This window comes from Amycolatopsis sp. NPDC005003 (assembly GCF_053600695.1).
The window spans coordinates 96613-113440 of sequence record NZ_JBSGAI010000024.1 but is presented as its reverse complement, the minus strand read 5'-3'; the positions used below and the strand labels follow the sequence as shown (position 1 = coordinate 113440).

Annotated in this window: 20 protein-coding genes; 5 read left to right on the top strand and 15 right to left on the bottom strand. The window is 67.9% G+C overall.

Annotation, left to right across the window (positions count from 1 at the left end):
* Window positions 1-160 precede the first annotated feature (160 nt).
* The 4 genes from ACWED2_RS26650 to ACWED2_RS26635 all read right to left on the bottom strand — a co-directional run bounded on the left by ACWED2_RS26650 (window position 161) and on the right by ACWED2_RS26635 (window position 1614).
* Entirely contained in the window at window positions 161-412 is a 252-nt protein-coding gene (locus ACWED2_RS26650) for an AMED_5909 family protein (RefSeq protein ID WP_449693214.1), read from the bottom strand.
* Entirely contained in the window at window positions 393-659 is a 267-nt protein-coding gene (locus ACWED2_RS26645) for a hypothetical protein (protein WP_449693213.1), read from the bottom strand. The genes ACWED2_RS26650 and ACWED2_RS26645 overlap by 20 nt, the downstream gene beginning before the upstream one ends.
* Window positions 660-905: 246 nt before the next feature.
* Entirely contained in the window at window positions 906-1367 is a 462-nt protein-coding gene (locus ACWED2_RS26640; protein ID WP_449693212.1) for a hypothetical protein, read from the bottom strand.
* 19 nt (window positions 1368-1386) lie between these two features.
* On the bottom strand, window positions 1387-1614 hold the full coding sequence (locus ACWED2_RS26635; protein ID WP_449693211.1) for a hypothetical protein: 228 nt from the start codon (window positions 1612-1614) through the stop codon (window positions 1387-1389).
* Between the two features lie 236 nt (window positions 1615-1850).
* Here ACWED2_RS26635 and ACWED2_RS26630 point away from each other — a divergent pair, with 236 nt between their 5' ends.
* From ACWED2_RS26630 to ACWED2_RS26620, 3 genes are read left to right on the top strand one after another with little or no spacing between them, the layout of a single operon-like run.
* Window positions 1851-2594, top strand: a complete 744-nt coding sequence (locus ACWED2_RS26630) for a DUF5919 domain-containing protein (protein ID WP_449693210.1) — start codon at window positions 1851-1853, stop codon at window positions 2592-2594.
* 8 nt (window positions 2595-2602) lie between these two features.
* The gene (locus ACWED2_RS26625) at window positions 2603-3073 is read left to right on the top strand and encodes an NUDIX hydrolase (RefSeq protein ID WP_449693209.1); all 471 of its coding nucleotides are present in this window, start codon (window positions 2603-2605) and stop codon (window positions 3071-3073) included.
* A 53-nt stretch (window positions 3074-3126) separates the two neighbouring features.
* Window positions 3127-5085: a hypothetical protein gene (locus ACWED2_RS26620; protein WP_449693208.1), complete on the top strand. Its 1959-nt coding sequence runs from the start codon at window positions 3127-3129 to the stop codon at window positions 5083-5085.
* A gap of 497 nt (window positions 5086-5582) precedes the next feature.
* Here ACWED2_RS26620 and ACWED2_RS26615 read toward each other — a convergent pair whose 3' ends face one another.
* From ACWED2_RS26615 to ACWED2_RS26575, 9 genes are read right to left on the bottom strand one after another with little or no spacing between them, the layout of a single operon-like run.
* Window positions 5583-7016 carry an MBOAT family O-acyltransferase gene (locus tag ACWED2_RS26615; protein WP_449693207.1) on the bottom strand — a complete coding sequence of 478 codons (1434 nt, stop codon included), beginning with the start codon at window positions 7014-7016 and terminating at the stop codon, window positions 5583-5585.
* Window positions 7017-7068: 52 nt separating this feature from the next.
* A complete protein-coding gene (rlmB, locus tag ACWED2_RS26610; protein WP_449693206.1) occupies window positions 7069-8025 on the bottom strand; it encodes a 23S rRNA (guanosine(2251)-2'-O)-methyltransferase RlmB in 957 nt (318 codons plus the stop codon).
* A 28-nt stretch (window positions 8026-8053) separates the two neighbouring features.
* The gene (cysS, locus tag ACWED2_RS26605) at window positions 8054-9442 is read right to left on the bottom strand and encodes a cysteine--tRNA ligase (protein WP_449693205.1); all 1389 of its coding nucleotides are present in this window, start codon (window positions 9440-9442) and stop codon (window positions 8054-8056) included.
* A 43-nt stretch (window positions 9443-9485) separates the two neighbouring features.
* Window positions 9486-10172 carry an HAD family hydrolase gene (locus ACWED2_RS26600; RefSeq protein WP_449693204.1) on the bottom strand — a complete coding sequence of 229 codons (687 nt, stop codon included), beginning with the start codon at window positions 10170-10172 and terminating at the stop codon, window positions 9486-9488.
* Window positions 10173-10229: 57 nt separating this feature from the next.
* A complete protein-coding gene (locus ACWED2_RS26595) occupies window positions 10230-10625 on the bottom strand; it encodes a PPOX class F420-dependent oxidoreductase (RefSeq protein ID WP_449693203.1) in 396 nt (131 codons plus the stop codon).
* Window positions 10626-10635: 10 nt separating this feature from the next.
* Window positions 10636-11031 (bottom strand): PPOX class F420-dependent oxidoreductase, encoded by a 396-nt coding sequence (locus ACWED2_RS26590; protein ID WP_449693202.1) that lies wholly within the window; start codon window positions 11029-11031, stop codon window positions 10636-10638.
* A gap of 28 nt (window positions 11032-11059) precedes the next feature.
* Window positions 11060-11545 carry a 2-C-methyl-D-erythritol 2,4-cyclodiphosphate synthase gene (gene ispF / locus ACWED2_RS26585; RefSeq protein ID WP_449693201.1) on the bottom strand — a complete coding sequence of 162 codons (486 nt, stop codon included), beginning with the start codon at window positions 11543-11545 and terminating at the stop codon, window positions 11060-11062.
* A complete protein-coding gene (locus tag ACWED2_RS26580; protein ID WP_449693200.1) occupies window positions 11542-12156 on the bottom strand; it encodes an IspD/TarI family cytidylyltransferase in 615 nt (204 codons plus the stop codon). Before ACWED2_RS26580 ends, ispF begins: the two co-directional genes overlap by 4 nt.
* 56 nt (window positions 12157-12212) lie before the next feature.
* A complete protein-coding gene (locus ACWED2_RS26575; RefSeq protein WP_004559016.1) occupies window positions 12213-12704 on the bottom strand; it encodes a CarD family transcriptional regulator in 492 nt (163 codons plus the stop codon).
* A 286-nt stretch (window positions 12705-12990) separates the two neighbouring features.
* On the opposite strand from ACWED2_RS26575, the gene ACWED2_RS26570 reads away from it, so the two are divergent.
* Complete coding sequence (locus ACWED2_RS26570; protein WP_449693199.1) at window positions 12991-13689, top strand: hypothetical protein; 699 nt, start codon at window positions 12991-12993, stop codon at window positions 13687-13689.
* 39 nt (window positions 13690-13728) lie between these two features.
* Entirely contained in the window at window positions 13729-15087 is a 1359-nt protein-coding gene (gene radA / locus ACWED2_RS26565; RefSeq protein ID WP_449693198.1) for a DNA repair protein RadA, read from the top strand.
* Here radA and ACWED2_RS26560 read toward each other — a convergent pair whose 3' ends face one another.
* Complete coding sequence (locus ACWED2_RS26560) at window positions 15088-16197, bottom strand: CU044_5270 family protein (protein WP_449693197.1); 1110 nt, start codon at window positions 16195-16197, stop codon at window positions 15088-15090. It lies immediately after the preceding gene.
* Window positions 16190-16783 carry an RNA polymerase sigma factor gene (locus ACWED2_RS26555; protein ID WP_449693196.1) on the bottom strand — a complete coding sequence of 198 codons (594 nt, stop codon included), beginning with the start codon at window positions 16781-16783 and terminating at the stop codon, window positions 16190-16192. The genes ACWED2_RS26560 and ACWED2_RS26555 overlap by 8 nt, the downstream gene beginning before the upstream one ends.
* Window positions 16784-16828 lie beyond the last annotated feature (45 nt).

Sequence of the window (16828 nt, the reverse complement as noted above, 5' to 3'; positions counted from 1 at the left end):
GCTGGTTGTGGACAGCGCAGGAGCGGCAAGGTTGGTAGCCGGTTTCCGCTTCTGCGCCTTAACGGATCACACGCACCCACATCAGGACGTGTTTCATCACCGCACGTCATTGCGTGCGTTTTTCGCTAGTATTGTTGACTTTTCGGTCGTCTACATGCGACTACTCAGCAGGCGTTCCTTCCGCCTGCAGCTCTGCCGAGATCTCACCCGCCTTCCGCTCCTCATACCCGGCCCAGTACAACGCCTCGTGGTGATGACCCCGGTCGACATCGGCGACAGCCTTGTACAGCCGGGCGTTGCCGAGACGGAACGCCAGCCACACCGACGGGTTCGCGTCGTTGGGTGGCCGGCGGTCCATCACGACCTCGTGGGCATCCCGCAGCGTCTTCGGCTCACCCCTCCGCACTCTCATGCCTCCCCGCGCGGGCTTCCAGCAGTGCCGCCAGGTCGTCGGCGTGGTCGCGGAGCCGGCGAAGGAACACCGCGCAGCCCGTCCAGGCGGTCTGGTCCTCCGGCGGCACCAGCGTCACCACGCACAGCCCACCAGCCAGCACCAGGACCGGCGGACACGCTGCGCCCGTCCCGGTCTCCTCCACCGTCACCTCGGTCCCCGCCCCGACTGTCCAGCGCAGCCCCAGCCCGTCCCACGTTGCCGTCATGTCGTTCCCATTCCCGGGCCAGATCGGCGAACCCCTCGGCCGCCGACTCCAGCGCCGCCACACACCACCACGGCAACCCGCGCGACTGCGCCAGCTCGTGCCACGCCCGCGACACCCGCCGAGCAGCATTCGCCGTGTTCGTCGCACTCACCGGCGACAGGACTGCGCGGCCGTGCTCCCACGCGGCCATATAGTCCCGATACGCCTGCTCCCACGCCTCGACCCGCTCGCGGAAGCCCACCACCGTCACGCCGCCTTCGCCGTCTCACCGGACCCACCGGACCCACCGGACCGAGACGGCTTCGCATTGCTGGTGGCCTGCTTGAAACCGGTCGCGCGGAACACGTAGGACTGGTACTTGAACTCGCCCTGCCCTGCCACGCGCGGCTCCGCCGTCAGGCCGTCCAGCTCGATCGGCCGCATCCCCGGCAGCGCCTCCGACGTCGTCGGAACCGGCTGCACGTCGGCAAGAAGGGTGATCTCGAACGAGGCCCGCTTCGCCCGCGTCTCGGCCGGGTCGGTGACCATCACCTTCCACTGCCGCTTGCCCGTGATCTCGTCGACCCGCTGCCGAACCGGGCGATTGGCGGCCCGGTCCTCACGCGACTGGTACTCGTTGTCGGGCGAGACCTCGCCCACCATCACCAAGCCCTGCGGAAACGCGTCGTCGAAGTCGATGCCGAAGCGGTGTCCCTTGTCGATAGCCATGCTGAATCCCTTGTGTCGTCTATTGATTGGTCTCTTCGGGCGGTTCTCCGCCTCGTGCCGCTGCGGCGTCCAATGCCGCGCTGACCTCGTCCAGTTCCCTCCGCAGTACGGCGATGGCGTCGGAGTCCACGAGTAGGACCACCGGGAACGCCTTGCCGAACCGGACTTCTGCGCGGTTTGCGTACGTCAGCGCCCGGACACGAATCGGCAGATCAGCCGTGACGTGGATCTGAACCGTGTCGCGCATGCCACGCCGCGCTTACGCCGCACGTCGGCGAGGTACCGCCCGCTTGTCCGCGCCAGCCGGCTGGACCGTGGTTTCAGTGGTCACGCCTTCCTCCTCGGTGTCCTGGCACCGGGCCTGCCCCGGCAACCTGACACCCAATCTCCGCCAAAACGCGGGACGTGATCACCACATGGCGGGACATCTTGGGACGTCCCTGGTACCGTCGAAGACGTCCCTACACGTCCCAAGGGGTGCCGATGCCGAACGAACGCCTGCGTGACGCGCTACTGCGCAACGGCCTGACGTTGGAGCAGGTCGCGAAGGCGGTCGGCGTCGATCAGAAAACCGTCGAGCGCTGGATCACCAAGAACCGGACGCCCTATCCGAAGCACCGGCACAAGATCGCCGCCATGGCGCGCGAGTCAGAGACCTACCTGTGGCCGGACTCCGTGGCACCCGATCGCAAAGCCGAGACCGCCGCCGCCGAGCTGGTTCAGGTCTTCCCGCACCGCAATGCCGTCCCTGTCGAGCTGTGGGACCGGCTGATCAAGGAAGCATCGGAGACCGTCGAGATCCTGGTCCACGCGGCTCTGTTTCTGGTGGAACGCCCACGGTTCATCAAGGACCTGACAGCCAAGGCAGCGGCCGGCGCTCGAATCCGCCTCGTGTTCGGAGATCCCGAGGGGGACAGCGTCGCCCTGCGCGGCGAGGAAGAACAGCTCGGCGACGGGACCCTCGCGGCGCGCATCCGCAATGCGTTGGCGTCCTATCGGCCGCTGGTCGGAGTCGACGGCGTGGAGATGCGGTTCCACAACACGACGCTCTACAACTCAATCTTCCGATTCGACGACGAGATGATCATCAACACGCACGTGTACGGGTTCCAGGGAGCCCACGCCCCATCCCTCCACCTGAGGAGGCTCTCCGCCGGGGACCTCTTCGAGACGTACTCGGAGAGCTTCGAGTCAGTCTGGAACCTCGCCAAGCCCGCCACCTTCTAGGAGGCAGCATGACCCGAGTCGACTACTACAACGACCCGAACGCACCCAAGGCAAACAGCATCGCAGTAGCGGTCTCGGCGTTCATCCAGGACGACGAAGGCCGGATCCTGATGATCAGGCGCACGGACAACGACCTGTACTCCATCCCCGGCGGTCAGCTGGAACTCGGAGAGACTCTGGCCCAGGCGGCAGTCCGGGAGGTTCGTGAAGAGACCGGCATCGAGTGCGAGGTTACGGGCGTGATCGGCCTGTACTCCAACCCCAAGCACGTCATCGCCTACGACGACGGTGAGGTCAGGCAAGAGTTCTCAATCTGCTTCCGCGCTCGTTACGTCGGGGGCAGTCTTCGTGGAAGCTCAGAAAGTTCAGAAGTTTTTTGGGTCAAGCCGAACGCCATAGAAGAATTGTCCATCCATGAATCAATTCAACTTCGTATTTTGCATGCTCTCAGTGAAACGCATGTCACATATTTCACCTAAACCGCCCGGTGATTGACCTGTAACGAGCTCGTCGCGCTGGGCGACTCTAGTGTATGGACGAAGACTCGCGGGGTGACTTCCGTATCGGCGACGCCTTCGTGGGGCCCTTAACTGAAGGTGACGCGGGAAAGTCTAGGCAGCTCCGCGACTTGGTCACGGGCAAAGAGCCTCGCGGCATTCCTCGGAACTTCGTATTTTCCCCGTACGACGGCCGCACTTACTTCACGGGAACCGGTGTTCAGGCCCTTGGGGCAAAGTGGAGACAGCTTGAAAGTGGGCTGATAATTCCAGAGTCTGCGGCGCAGTCCCCTGCTCCGATTGATCAGATAACGGTCTATCTTTCAGCGGAAGAAGTATTCGAATTCTCCGTACCGCCTTCCCTCTTGATTGATAACCTTACCCGGCTTACTGCTGAGGATGTCCTTCGCATTTCATCTACGATACTTGGCGACTTGCGGCGGCCCGGAGTCAATCGATCTGAGGTTGATAAGAAATATGCCGATATGTGGTTTAATTCGCCAGTAAAGGATCGTGTTCTCAATCTTCTGCGTCAGCCGAATCGCGGCCTAATTGTTCCGCAAGCTATCTATTCTTTGATTGCCTATTCAATGAGGGCTAGCGGCGACTCTCTGCTTCCTCATGTAGTGCCAGGAAACTTTGTAGTTGCTCTGATTGCGGCACAAGAAATGTTTGGATCCCGACTCGAGGCGGCCGAAAGCGGGAACACGATTGTCTCTAAGAGTCCAGGCGCGCTGGGTAGGGAGATAATATCGAATCAGATATTCAATTCCAGTATTGACGAAGTCAATCTCATGGGCCGATTTGCCAGGGTGTGGCTCGAACTTCCGTCTGAACTCAAGGGTTCGCCGGAAATTACAGACATGGAGCAAGGATACGCGGAGATTGTCGGTGTTCCGCTTCGTGATGTTCTGGCGGTAGGTCTGGTGCTCTTCTCTATATCTGTGAATGGTGATTCAATCGTCACTCGCGAGTACCTCTCTAGTCTCGCATGGGATTCTGACAGGCTCGACAAGGCCTTGGCGGTCTTCTCTGCTGAACTGCCCGAATTTCGTGGAGCTATACTTGATGAGCGGCGCAACGCAAAGACTGATTGGACATTTGGAACTTTCGGCAGGTATCCAGTCGTCCGATTATGGCATGGTGGTCTAATTATCTTAGACTTGGCGCTGCTGCTGCCTCGGGTATTCGGTTGGCTCCCAATATTTGACGTCGAGTTCGCTGCTAGGTACAAGGGAGCTGCGGCAAAGAAGAAGGCGGCCAGTTTGAAGCAAAGCCTGCGGCGACTGTCGGAGAAATATTGCGCAGAAGTCCTGGATAGTATGACTGCTAGCACTTCCGCGATGCAGCGTGTTTACCATGATGAACACTTAAAGGCTGCATATGGAGGTGTCCAGGGAGTTAAAGTCGCGGACGCGGCCATTGATTATGGCGACTCTTGGGTTGTAATTGAGGTAACCACTAGTCAGTTAAAGCGGGAATCTGTTTACGGCGTCTCCGATGAGTCCGTGGTCGAAGATCTACTTAAGCTGGTTGGAGAGGTGGAACAAATCGATTCGTCTATCAGTGAAATTAGGCGGTCTGAGCAACAATTGACGGGGTTTGGGGCTCCCGTTAAGCGGACCTTCTATCCTTTATTGGTTACCACTGAGGGGTTTCCGGTTAATCCCATTTCTCTGACATTATTGAGAGAGCATGTCGCCGAGGCTGGTTTACTACAGGGTGAAGATGTCGCACCTCTTGAGGTAGTTGATGTTATCGAACTGGAGATCGTTGAAGGCTTGCAAGAAGAGGGGGGACCAAATCTCCCTCAGTTGCTTGAGCGCAAGCGAGGTGCCGGGCTCGAAAGAGCGAGCCTGCGAGACTTCATCCTCATGGAGTTGAGATTAAACCCTCGCCGTCCGTCGCGGCTCGATCGAATATGGCATCAACTGGTTGACAACTTGGCGCGTCGAATATTTGGCGACGAAGCAGTCAATCAACACCAAAGCTAACTTGCCGAACTTGGCTCTATGGGATCAAGGCGCGCCGCCAGCGGCGGCGCGCTGGTCACCTTGCGCTCGGCGGGCTCCGGCCCCCTGCGACACGGACGGCCTGCCGCTCCGCTCCGGCCGCCGGTCGCGGGCCGAGCCCGCCGAGCGCAGCCGGGCACAGCGCGCCGCCGAGAGGTCTACCTCGGCTCCAAGAGGCAAGCTCGGCAGATGGCCGGCTACTCGACGTCCGTCACCAGCCCCACCGACCCGAGAGCCGGATCGTCCAACGGCCGCCGCACCGCGTCAAGGCTGGGAAGCGTGCCTTGACCCGGCGCGACGGCCGCTGAGGATGGCTGCTTATCGGGACGATGGGGGAGGAGTGGTCGAGGCCCGCTCAGGCCGTCTCCAGGCCGTCTGACGACGGGCACCGGCGAGAAGTCTGGAGAACTCGCGAGACGTAAAACCGCAGGTAGAAGGCACTTCAAGCTACCGAAGCGTCACCCGTCCAGGAGTGCCCGCTAGAACTGGTAGTACAGGAATGGGCTGAACGTTCCCGTGGCGATCAGGATGGCCGCGTACAGGAGGCCCACCGTCATCACGCCGATCCGGAGTGCCGTTGCCGGGCGGCTTCGGCTCGACTCCAGGAGCGGGCCGGTCACCGGGTGGGCCGGCAGGACGAACACCGCCAGCGCCGCCAGCAGGAGGACCAGGCGCTGGTTCGTGAATGCCTGCTCCACCCCCGCTCCCAGGCCTTCGAAGTCCGGGATCAGCAGGTGGCCGATCATCGACAGCGCGTGGCCCAGGTCCGGCGACCTGAAGAACACCCAGCCGATCACCACCAGGAGCATCGTCAGGGCCCGGCGGAGGTAGCGCTTCCACGGGGCCGACGGGTCCAGGTCGAGGCCGAAGCGGCGCTCGATCACCAGGAGCGCTCCGTGGTAGCAGCCCCACACCAGGAACGTCCACTGGGCGCCGTGCCAGAAGCCCGTCAGGACGAACACTATGCACAGGTTGCGGTACGTCTTCGCCGCTCCGTGGCGGTTGCCGCCCAGGGGGATGTACACGTAGTCGCGGAACCAGCGGCTCAAGCTCATGTGCCAGCGGCGCCAGAACTCCGTGATCGTCACCGAGGAATACGGCCTCGCGAAGTTCTCCGGCAGCCGGAAGCCCAGCATGCGGCCCAGGCCGATCGCCATGTCCGAATAGCCCGAGAAGTCGAAGAACAGCTGGAGCGTGTAGCCGACCGCGCCCAGCCACGCCGTGGTGAACGTCATCTGGTCCGGGGGGACCTTGAAACACGCGTCGACCAGGGGGCCCAGCGAGTCCGCGATGATCGTCTTCTTGCACAGGCCCAGCGCGAACCTCGGGAAGCCCGCCGCGATGTCGTCCAGGCGGTGGGAGCGCAGCTGGGGGAGCTGGTCGGCGATCTCCCGGAACCGCACGATCGGGCCCGCCACCAGCTGCGGGAACATCGCGATGTACGCCGCGAACGACACCGGGTTGCGCAGCGCCTGACGCTCACCCCGGTAGATGTCCACCACGTACGAGATGTGGTGGAACGTGTAGAACGAGATGCCGATCGGGACGACCAGGCTCGCCACCGGCACGCTGCCGCCGAACCAGTGCGCCACCGCCGCGATCTGCTGCGTCGCGAAGCCCGCGTACTTCCAGATCAGCAGCACCGCGACGTCGAGCGACACCACCGCGATGAGGATCCGGCGACGGCGGACGCCGTGGACGTCCCACGGGCTCGGGGCCAGGAGCGGCCCCGCCAGGAAGTTGACCACCATGCAGCCGAGCAGCAGGAACACGAAGGCGCCGGCGCCGATCGTGTAGAACAGCAGGCTGGCGACCGCGATGATGCCGTTCCGCCAGCTCCGCGGGCACACCAGCACGGCGACGAGCACCGCCGGCATGAAGTACCACAGGAAGAGCGGCGAAACGAACGACATCGGGTCCCCTCGGTTTATCCGACGGTGACCTTAACCCGACTGGGTGGCGGTGTCAGACCCGCCCGGCGGCACGGCGGCGCCTCGCCACCTCCGCGAGCAGCACTCCGGCCGCCACCGAGGCGTTGAGGGACTCCACGCCCGCCGCCATCGGGATGGACACCGTCGCGTCACACGTCTCGCGGACCAGGCGGGACAGGCCGCGGCCCTCCGAGCCCAGCACGATGACCAGCGGGTCGGCCGCCAGCTCCAGCTCGTCGATGTCCACCGACCCGTCGGCGTCCAGGCCGACCAGCATCAGGCCGTCGTTCGCCCACGCCTTGAGCTGCCGCGTGAGGTTCGTCGCCACCGCGATCGGCAGCTTCGCCGCCGTGCCCGCGCTCGTCCGCCACGCCACCGCCGTCATGCCCGCGCTGCGCCGCTCCGGCAGCAGCACGCCGTGCGCCCCGAACGCGGCCGCCGAGCGGATCACCGCACCCAGGTTCCGCGGGTCGGTGACGCCGTCGAGCGCGACGAACAGCGGCACCTCGCCCGAGTTGCGGGCCACCGCCATCAGGTCGTCCGGGTGGGCGTACTCGAACGGCGGGACCTGCAGGCCCAGGCCCTGGTGCACGGCCCGGTTCGTCTTGCGGTCCAGCTCCTCGCGCGGGATCTCCAGGATCGAGATGCCCTTGTCGCCGGCCAGCCGGACCGCGTCGTTGACCCGGTCGTCGATTTCGATGTTCAGCGCGACGTACAGCGCCGTCGCCGGGACGCCCGCGCGCAGCGCCTCGACCACCGGGTTGCGCCCGGCGATCAGCTCCGGCTTGTCGGCCTTCTTCTGCCGGGCCTGGTCGCGCTTCGTCGCGGCGTTGGCCTGGCGGTACGCCTTGTGCCCGGGACGGTCCTCCGCCTTCGGGGTCGGGCCCTTGCCTTCGAGGGCCTTGCGGCGCTGACCGCCCGAGCCGACGACGGCACCCTTCTTGGTGCCCGCCTTGCGGATCGCGCCCTGGCGCCGCGAGTTGCCTGCCATCGTGAAAGTTCCTTGCGTAGAAAGCGGTTCAGTCGGACTTCACAGTCCACTGAGGACCGTTGGGGGTGTCCTCCACCACGATGCCCGCCTCCGAGAGGCGGTCACGGGCGGCGTCCGCGCGGGCGAAGTCCTTCTCGGCGCGGGCCTGCTGGCGCTCGGCCAGCAGCCCTTCGACGATCCGGGCCAGCGCTTCTTTGGTGGGCGTTTCGGAACCGCCCGCCTCGGACCAGCGCGCGGACAGCGGGTCGAGGCCGAGCACGTCGGTCATCGCGCGGACGGCCGCGGCGAATTCGAGTGCCTTGGGAGTGTCGCCCGCGTCGAGGGCGGCGTTACCGTCCCGGACCGTGGTGTGGACCACGGCGAACGCCTGCGGGGTGGCGAGGTCGTCGTCGAGCGCGTTGACGAACTCGGGCGGGAGGGCACCGATCGTGACCTCGCCCGACTGCGCGGCCCGGCGCAGGAACGTCTCGATCCGGCGGTAGCCCTGCGCGGCCTCGGAGACCGCGGCGTCGGAGTACTCGATGTTGGACCGGTAGTGCGGCTGCACCAGGTAGTACCGCAGCTCGGCCGCGCGGTAGCGCTCGAGCATCGCGGGGATCGCCACGGTGTTGCCCAGCGACTTCGACATCTTCTCGCCGGACATGGTCACCCAGGCGTTGTGCAGCCAGTAGCGCGCGAACGGGTCGCCGACGGCGTTCGACTGGGCGCGCTCGTTCTCGTGGTGGGGGAAGATCAGGTCGATCCCGCCACCGTGGATGTCGAACTCGCGGCCCAGGTAGGCCGTCGCCATCGCCGAGCACTCGAGGTGCCAGCCCGGCCGGCCGGGGCCCCACGGCGTCGGCCACGACGGCTCGCCCGGCTTCGCGCTCTTCCACAGGGTGAAGTCGCGCGGGTCCTGCTTGCCGCGGGTCGGCGTCTCACCCTGCTGGACGTCGTCGAGGCCCTGCCGGGACAGCTCGCCGTAGTGGTCGAACGACTTCACCGAGAAGTAGACGTCGCCTTCGGTCGCGTACGCGTGCCCCTGGTCGATCAGGCGCTGCATCAGCTCGACCATCTGGGTGACGTGCCCGGTCGCGCGCGGGTTGATCGACGGCGGGAGGCAGCCGAGCTGGTCGTAGGCCTGCTCGAAGGCGCGCTCGTGCGTCGCCGCCCACTCCCACCACGGCCGGCCCGCGTCGGCGGCCTTGGTGAGGATCTTGTCGTCGATGTCCGTGACGTTGCGGACCAGCAGCACGTCCAGTCCTTTGTGGACGAGCCAGCGGCGCAGGACGTCGTAGTTCAGGGCGCCGCGGACGTGCCCGATGTGCGGCACGCCCTGCACGGTGGCCCCACACACGTAGATCGACGCCGTTCCGCTACGGACGGGGTGGAACTCCCGCACGCTCCGGGTCGCCGTGTCGAAAAGGTGAAGGGTCACCCTCAAAGAGTACGGGGTCGGGCGTGAGCGACGTCGCAGGCCCTCACGCCACGCCGAAGCCGCGCAACGCCGTGAGCAGGGCATCCGGCCGTTCGGCCGTCGGCAGCGGGTCGACCAGCGCGAACTCGCAGCCCAGCGCGCGGGCGCCGCCGTCGGCCTCCTCGCTGTCGCCGACCATCAGCGTCTCGGTGGCCGGGACGCCGAGGGCCTCGACGGCCTTGCGGAAGATCTCCAGCTCCGGCTTGACCGCGCCGACCTCGAAGGACAGCACGAATTCGTCGACGTAGGCGTCCCACCCGCGGGCGGTGAAGGCCGGCCGGATGTCGAAGGCGATGTTGCTCAGCACCCCGACCTTGAGGCCCCGCTCGGCGGCGGCTTTCAGCGCGGCTTCGGTGTCCGGGTACGGCGTCCACTGGCTGGGATCGATGAGCCGGTCGTAGAGCGCCTTCGCCTGGTCGGCGTGCGGGACGCCGGACTTCTTGAGCACCTCGAGGTAGACCTTCCGGTGCAGCTGCGGGTCGCGGTCCCGGTGGTGCCAGGCGTGCAGGTGCTCGGCGTCGAGCTCGACGACCTGCCCGACCGGGGCGGTCATCCGGCGCATCAGCTCGGCCTGCGCCTCGATGTCGAGCGGATCACCGTTGTGGTTCGTCAGTTCGGTGAGCCAGGACTCGTCCTGCTCGAGCCGGAACAGCGTGCCGGAGAAGTCGAACAACACCGCCCTGATCGTCATGGAACCCAGCCTAGCGAGGCCGCGGGCACCGGAGCGGCGCCCGCGACCTGCGTCACGTCACGCCGCGTAGCCGGTGACCTTGTCCGGGACCACGCGCACGACGACCCGGACGACCTCCGGCGGCTCGGTGCGGAAGTCCTTGCCGTCGTACTTGTGCGAGAGCTCGTTGATCAGCTCTCGGCCGCCTTCCTCGGTGATCTCGGCGCGGCCGCGAACCTCGACGTACTTGAGCGGGTCGTCGAGGTCGAAGACGGACAGCGAGACCCGCGGGTCTCGCCGCAGGTTCCGCTCCTTGAGCCGCCCGCGGACGGTCGCGAAGAGGACGTCGTCGCCGTCCCGCTTGGCCCAGACGACGGAGGTCTGCACCGAGCCGTCGGCGTTGATGGTGGCGACGACCGGGAAGTTCTTGCCGTCGAAGAGGGCCTTGGTCGCCTCGTTGAAAGTCACACCCATGGTCTGGACCCTATTTCACGTTGCCGGCGATTTTCTCGGCTTTCAGGCGCACGACCACCCGCTGGACGTCGGCGCCCTCGGCCGGCGGGTCCTGGGCGAGGTACTTGTGGCTCAGCGTCTTGGGCAGGGTCTTGCCCGGGTCGGCGGTGATCGTCACCGTGCCGCGCAGCTGCGTGTGCCGGTACGGGTTCCCGGCGTCGGTGATCGAGACGCTGATGCGGGGATCGCGCCGCAGGTTGCGGACCTTCCGGCGGTCTTCGGTCGCGCTGAAGACAAGGTCGCCGTCGTCGAGGCCGATCCAGACGACGGAGGTCTGGGGGCCGCCGTCCGGGTCGAGGGTGGCGACCGTGGCGAAGTTCTTCCCGTCGATCAGCGCGCGGACCTCGTCCGAGAGAGTGAGGGGCATGTCACGCCGAACCGGGGCGGGCTGGGGCCTATTCCGCCGGGAGCCCCTGTTCCGCCGCGAGCAGCAACGCCGTCGCGAAGGCCGCGATGCCCTCGCCGCGGCCGGTCAGGCCCAGGCCGTCCGACGTCGTCCCGGACACGCTCACCGGGCCGCCCACCGCCTCCGACAGCACCTTCTGGGCTTCGTCGCGCCGCTTCCCGACCCGCGGGGCGTTGCCGACGATCTGGACCGTGGCGTTCCCCACCCGCCAGCCCGCCGCCTCGATCAGGCCGCGGACCTCGACCAGCATGTCCGCGCCGTGCGCGCCGTCCATACGGGGGTCGCCGGTGCCGAACACCGCGCCCAGGTCGCCGAGGCCCGCCGCCGACAGCAGGGCGTCGCACAGCGCGTGCGCTGCGACGTCGCCGTCCGAGTGGCCCGCGCAGCCGTCCGCGTCCGGCCAGAGCAGGCCGGCCATCCAGCACTCGCGGCCCTTTTCGACCGGGTGGACGTCCACGCCGTTGCCGATCCTCACAGCGTCTCCTCGTGCTTCGGTGCCGCCGCGATCGCCTCGGCCAGTGACAGTTCGAACTCGCTCGTGACGCGCATCGCGTCCGGGTGGCCCTCGACCGTCGCCGCGCCGGCGGGCGCGAGGTCCGGCCGGAAGGCCGCGAAGGCGTAGCCCACGGGCGTCTGGAGGGTGCGCAGCCGTGAGCGGTCCTCCGTGCCGACGATCAGCGAAGCGGTGTCGGTCACCTTCACCGTGTCGGCCATCGGCAGCACCGGGACGACGACGGACGCGCCGTCACGGACCGCTTTGATGACGTCACGCACCGTTTGCGCAGGAATGAAGGCACGCAGCGCGTCGTGGAGGAGTACAACTGAATCACGGGAAAGCTCGGGCTCGACGGCGGCGAAGGCCTGCCGGAGCGAGCCGGGGACGACCCGGCAGCCGAGGCCGCCGACCGCCTCGGAAAACGACGACGCACACCGCTGGGGGGCCGCCACGAGCACCAGATCGATCTCCGGCACGTCGAGCAGCCCCCGCACGGTGTGCGTGAGCAGTGCGTCACCATGGACCGGCGTGAGAGCTGTCTCTCCGTCGGAGGCATGATGTGCGACGGTAATGATCGCGACGACGTTCATCGGTACGCGATCGTAGAGGCACCTGCCCGCCCGTCGAGCAGGATGCCCCGGGGATTTCAGACCGTCGCGGTTTCCAGAACTTCGTCGAGGAGGACCTCAGCCTTGTCCTCGTCGGTGCCCTCCGCGAGCGCGAGCTCGCTGACCAGAATTTGCCGCGCCTTCGCCAGCATGCGCTTCTCACCGGCTGAAAGTCCGCGGTCCTTCTCTCGCCGCCAGAGGTCGCGCACCACTTCGGCCACCTTGTTCACATCGCCGGAGGCGAGCTTCTCGAGGTTGGCCTTGTACCGACGAGACCAGTTGGTGGGCTCTTCGGTGTGCGGAGCACGCAGAACGTCGAAGACCTTGTCCAGTCCTTCTTGCCCGACGACATCGCGGACGCCGACGATTTCGGCGTTGTCTGCGGGCACGCGAACCGTGAGATCCCCTTGCGCGACCTTGAGGACGAGGTACTTCTTTTCCTCGCCCTTGATCACACGGGTCTCGATGGCTTCGATGAGTGCGGCACCGTGGTGCGGGTAGACGACGGTCTCTCCGACCTTGAAAACCATGTGTCCTCTGCCCCTTTCGCTGACTCCATCCTAGCACGGGCCGCCAGTGCCCACCTAGCGGGCCGGACTCGTCCTCGCAGGTCAGCGGCCTGGCCGGGGGTTGACAAACGTCGGACCCCCGTGCTCACGCAGGTAGCGGGGAAGCGTTTCGTCACGGGCCGGGAATTCCTTTTAGGACGGTTGATCTTGGTCGCCGGGCCCCGGCAACGCACACCCGTTCCGCGGCGGAGATCGACCCCGGCTAGTCTTCGGGGCGACGAGGCCGTGAAAAGGGAAGGACTGCGACGTGAGGCTGCAGAATCGTCGCGTGCTCGGCGCGGGCGTGCTGGCGCTCGGTGCCGCGCTCGTGCTCGCCGGGTGCGGGGCCGGCCAGATCACCCAGACCGACTCGCAGCAGCCCGCGGTCAACGGCACGCACGCCCAGGTCAAGACCATCGACCTGCGCAACGCCGCGGTCCAGTACCCGAAGTCCGGCCCGGGCTACGCCGCCGGTGCGACCCCGGCGCTGACCCTGACGATCGTCAACCGGGGCGCGCAGGACGACTCGCTCGTCTCGGTGACCACCGAAGACGGCGCCAAGGCGACCATCGCGGGGTCCCGGACCGTCGTCGCCATGCACTCGCTGGTGATCGGCCCGGACGACGCCGTCGAGTCCACGAACGAGGTGCAGACCACGACCTCGGGCACGCCGACGAGCACACCGTCGTCGGCCGCGCCGTCGTCCAGCGGCACGCCGACCGGCAGCAGCTCGGCCTCCAACAGCCCGGGCAACCTCACCGCCACGGCCACCTCCGAGGTCCCGTCGTCCGGCCCGGCCGCGACGCCGACCGCGCCCGAGAAGGTCGGCCAGGCCACCGTGACGCTGCCCGCGCTGAAGCAGCCGCTCTGGCCGGGTCAGGTCATCAAGGTCACCTTCGTCTTCCAGAACGCCGGACCGGTCACGGTCGAGCTGCCGGTCGCGGCGCCGGCGCACGTGAAGGAGTAGGTCCCCGGTTTTGTCGGTGGTCGCCGATAGCCTCGCGGGGTGAAGAAGGGGACCACCTACCGCTGCGGCAGCTGCGGGTACGAAGCGGCCAAGTGGCTGGGCCGGTGTCCGGAGTGCCAGGAATGGGGCTCGTTCGAGGAGCGCGGGGCACCGGTCAAGCCCGCCATCCAGCGCGTCGCCGCCGGAGCGCCGAGCGCGCCCGCGCGGCCGATCGGCGAGGTCGACGTCGAAGCGGCGCGAGCTCGCCGCACCGGCGTCCCGGAGCTCGACCGGGTGCTCGGCGGTGGCCTGGTGCCGGGCGCGGTGGTGCTGCTCGCCGGTGAGCCGGGGGTCGGCAAGTCGACACTGCTGCTCGAGGTCGCCTACCAGTGGGCGAAGACGGTCGACCGCTCCCTCTACGTCACCGGCGAGGAGTCCGCGGGCCAGGTCCGGTTGCGCGCTGAGCGAACGGGCAACGTCCACGACCGGATGTACCTCGCCGCCGAGAGCGACCTTTCGGCCATCCTCGGCCACGTCGACGACGTCAAGCCGGGCGTGCTGATCGTCGACTCGGTGCAGACCATGGCGTCCCCGCAGGTCGACGGCTCACCCGGCGGCGTGACGCAGGTCCGCGCGGTGACGTCCGGGCTGGTCGCGCTGGCCAAGGAGCGCGGGCTGCCGGTGGTGCTGGTGGGGCACGTCACGAAGGACGGCTCGGTGGCCGGCCCGCGCGTGCTGGAGCACCTGGTGGACGTCGTGCTGCAGTTCGAGGGCGACAAGCACTCGACACTGCGGATGCTGCGCGGCATCAAGAACCGGTTCGGCGCGTCCGACGAGATCGGCTGCTTCGAGCTGCAGGAAGAAGGCATCGTCGGGGTGCCGGACCCGTCGGGCCTGTTCATGAGCCGCACGGCCGAGCCGGTGTCCGGCACGGCGATCACGGTCTCGCTGGAGGGCAAGCGGCCGCTGCTGGGCGAGGTCCAGGCGCTGGTGTCGGCGACGGCGGCCCCGCAGCCGCGGCGCGCGGTCAGCGGCCTCGACTCCGCGCGGGTGGCGATGGTGCTGGCGGTGCTGGAGAAGCGCGGCGGGCTGAAGCTCGGCGACAAGGACGTCTACGCGGCCACCGTCGGCGGCATGAAGATCACCGAGCCGGGCATCGACCTGGCACTGGTGCTGGCGCTGACGTCGAGCTTCGAAGACGTGGCGTTGTCGCCGCGGCTGGTGTCGGTCGGCGAGGTCGGGCTGGCCGGCGAGATCCGGCGGGTGCCGAGCGTGGGCCGCCGCCTCGCGGAGGCGGCCCGGCTCGGGTTCACGCACGCGCTGGTCCCACCGGACTCGGGCAAGCCGCCCGCCGGGATCCGGGTGCTGGAGGTGGCGAACGTGGCGGACGCGCTGAACGCGGCCAATCACGCGCGCTGATCACCCCGAGGTCTGCGTGATGGCGTAGGAGTACTGCACGTCCGGGACGTCGTGCCGCTGCGGCGAGACGGGGAACTGGGTCGTCGCGGTGTTCGGCACGGCTGCGGAGCTCGGCGGGACCGGGCGCGTGCTGTTCGGCAGCTCGTTCTTGGTGGTGATCACCGGGATCGGTGAGCTGTCCGCGGCCAGCAGCCGCCCGGTCGCCGGGTCGAGGAACAGCCGCAGGCCGGTGTCCTTGGCCACGTAGACGGTGGCCGGCCCGCCGTCCGGGGTCGTCTGCTGGGGGACGGCGAAGATGCCCGGGACGGCGGCGAGGGCCTCGACCAGCGCGGACCGGACGTCGGGCCGGAGCAGGCCGGTCTCCAGGGCGCTCTGGGCCATGGCCAGCGACTTGCCGGAGGAGTGTGGCTTGCCCCGGCCTTCGTCGTTGATCTCGACCGTGTCGAACCGCAGCCGCGTGAGCAGCTTCTGCGGGTCGGGCACCAGGGAGGCGATGAACGCCGCGTCCGGGGTCAGCCAGTTCGTGAACGGCGTGTTCCAGGTGGGCTTCATCTCCCCGGCACGGTTCGGGTGGCCGGGGAACACCCCGGCCGGGCCGTACTCGTCGACGGTCGCGGGGCGCGGTTCGGCGGTTCTGCCGTCCGCCGCCTGCGGGTTCGTCAGTGTGGTGCGCCGGTGCCACACGCCGGTGGGATCGGCCGGGATCCACAGCTCGGTCCGCCGCTGGGCCTTGCCCACGAAATCGGGGCCGGCGCGGAAGAGCCAGTCGCGCGCTTCCGTGTAGCGGAACTCGCCGGGCGCGAGCGGCCGGTCGAGGTCGGGGAGCGTGGCGGCAGGCCGGGCCGTCTCCGGCGCGTCCGGCGTCCACACGGCGGCGGCGACGCCGAGCCCGCCGACGAGGGTGACGACGGCCGCGGCCACGGCGAGCCACCGCCACGCCGCGCCGCGCCGCGGCTCGGCGGGCGGAGCTTCCTCGACGCCGGCCGCGGAGAGCAGGGACGTGCGGGCGAAAGCCAGCCCGTCATCCTCCTCGACGTCGCTGTTCAGGTCCGCGAGCGCCGCGTCGAGTTCGGCTTCGGACCAGATCTTCCGGACGTTGTCTTCACGCAAGGTCCTGCACCTCCTCCTGAGCCGGGGCGTTCGTCCTGAGCCAGCGTCTGATCCGGTGCAACCGCGACCGGACGGTACCCGGCGGGATGCCGAGGGCCTCGGCGACCTCGGCCGGCTCGAGCCCGGCCCACGACACGAGCAGCAGCGTGTCGCGGTCGGCCGGGCTGAGCCGGGCCAGTGCGCCGGCCAGCTGCGCGGCCCGCACCTGGGCGTCGACCTGTTCGGCGACGCGGCCGTCGTGGCCCGCGTGGCTGGCCTCGCCGGTCCGCGCGAGCCGGGCGGTGGCCTGCAGCCCGCGCAGCTCGGACCGCACGTGGTGGCGCAGCAGGTTGGTGGCGATGCCGTAGAGCCACGACCGGGCGGTGCCCAGCTCGGGCCGGTAGGTCTCCCGCCGCCGCAGCGCGACCAGGAAGGTCTCGGCGACGAGGTCGTTCGCCGGCTCGGCCCCGACGCGGCGGGCCAGGTACCGCCGCAGCTGGGCGGCGTGGGCGTCGAACAGCTGCCCGAACGCCGGCCCGGGCTCGGGTCCGCCCAGGTCCGGGCGGTCGTGCCCCCAGAGCTCCGAGCCCTCGTGGATCACCTGCATGCCCCCAGTTGCCCGCAGCGCGCGCGAGCGTTCACGCCCGAACGT

Excerpts from the sequence above, each read along its gene's own strand:
- ACWED2_RS26650 (WP_449693214.1), bottom strand. The coding sequence starts at position 412 with ATGAGAGTGCGGAGGGGTGAGCCGAAGACGCTGCGGGATGCCCACGAG.
- ACWED2_RS26640 (WP_449693212.1), bottom strand. The coding sequence starts at position 1,367 with ATGGCTATCGACAAGGGACACCGCTTCGGCATCGACTTCGACGACGCG.
- ACWED2_RS26645 (WP_449693213.1), bottom strand. The coding sequence starts at position 659 with ATGACGGCAACGTGGGACGGGCTGGGGCTGCGCTGGACAGTCGGGGCG.
- ACWED2_RS26600 (WP_449693204.1), bottom strand. The coding sequence starts at position 10,172 with ATGACGATCAGGGCGGTGTTGTTCGACTTCTCCGGCACGCTGTTCCGG.
- ACWED2_RS26575 (WP_004559016.1), bottom strand. The coding sequence starts at position 12,704 with ATGGTTTTCAAGGTCGGAGAGACCGTCGTCTACCCGCACCACGGTGCC.
- ACWED2_RS26625 (WP_449693209.1), top strand. The coding sequence starts at position 2,603 with ATGACCCGAGTCGACTACTACAACGACCCGAACGCACCCAAGGCAAAC.
- ACWED2_RS26590 (WP_449693202.1), bottom strand. The coding sequence starts at position 11,031 with ATGCCCCTCACTCTCTCGGACGAGGTCCGCGCGCTGATCGACGGGAAG.
- ACWED2_RS26620 (WP_449693208.1), top strand. The coding sequence starts at position 3,127 with ATGGACGAAGACTCGCGGGGTGACTTCCGTATCGGCGACGCCTTCGTG.
- rlmB (WP_449693206.1), bottom strand. The coding sequence starts at position 8,025 with ATGGCAGGCAACTCGCGGCGCCAGGGCGCGATCCGCAAGGCGGGCACC.
- ACWED2_RS26555 (WP_449693196.1), bottom strand. The coding sequence starts at position 16,783 with ATGCAGGTGATCCACGAGGGCTCGGAGCTCTGGGGGCACGACCGCCCG.
- ACWED2_RS26580 (WP_449693200.1), bottom strand. The coding sequence starts at position 12,156 with ATGAACGTCGTCGCGATCATTACCGTCGCACATCATGCCTCCGACGGA.
- ACWED2_RS26595 (WP_449693203.1), bottom strand. The coding sequence starts at position 10,625 with ATGGGTGTGACTTTCAACGAGGCGACCAAGGCCCTCTTCGACGGCAAG.
- ACWED2_RS26635 (WP_449693211.1), bottom strand. The coding sequence starts at position 1,614 with ATGCGCGACACGGTTCAGATCCACGTCACGGCTGATCTGCCGATTCGT.
- ACWED2_RS26630 (WP_449693210.1), top strand. The coding sequence starts at position 1,851 with ATGCCGAACGAACGCCTGCGTGACGCGCTACTGCGCAACGGCCTGACG.
- ACWED2_RS26615 (WP_449693207.1), bottom strand. The coding sequence starts at position 7,016 with ATGTCGTTCGTTTCGCCGCTCTTCCTGTGGTACTTCATGCCGGCGGTG.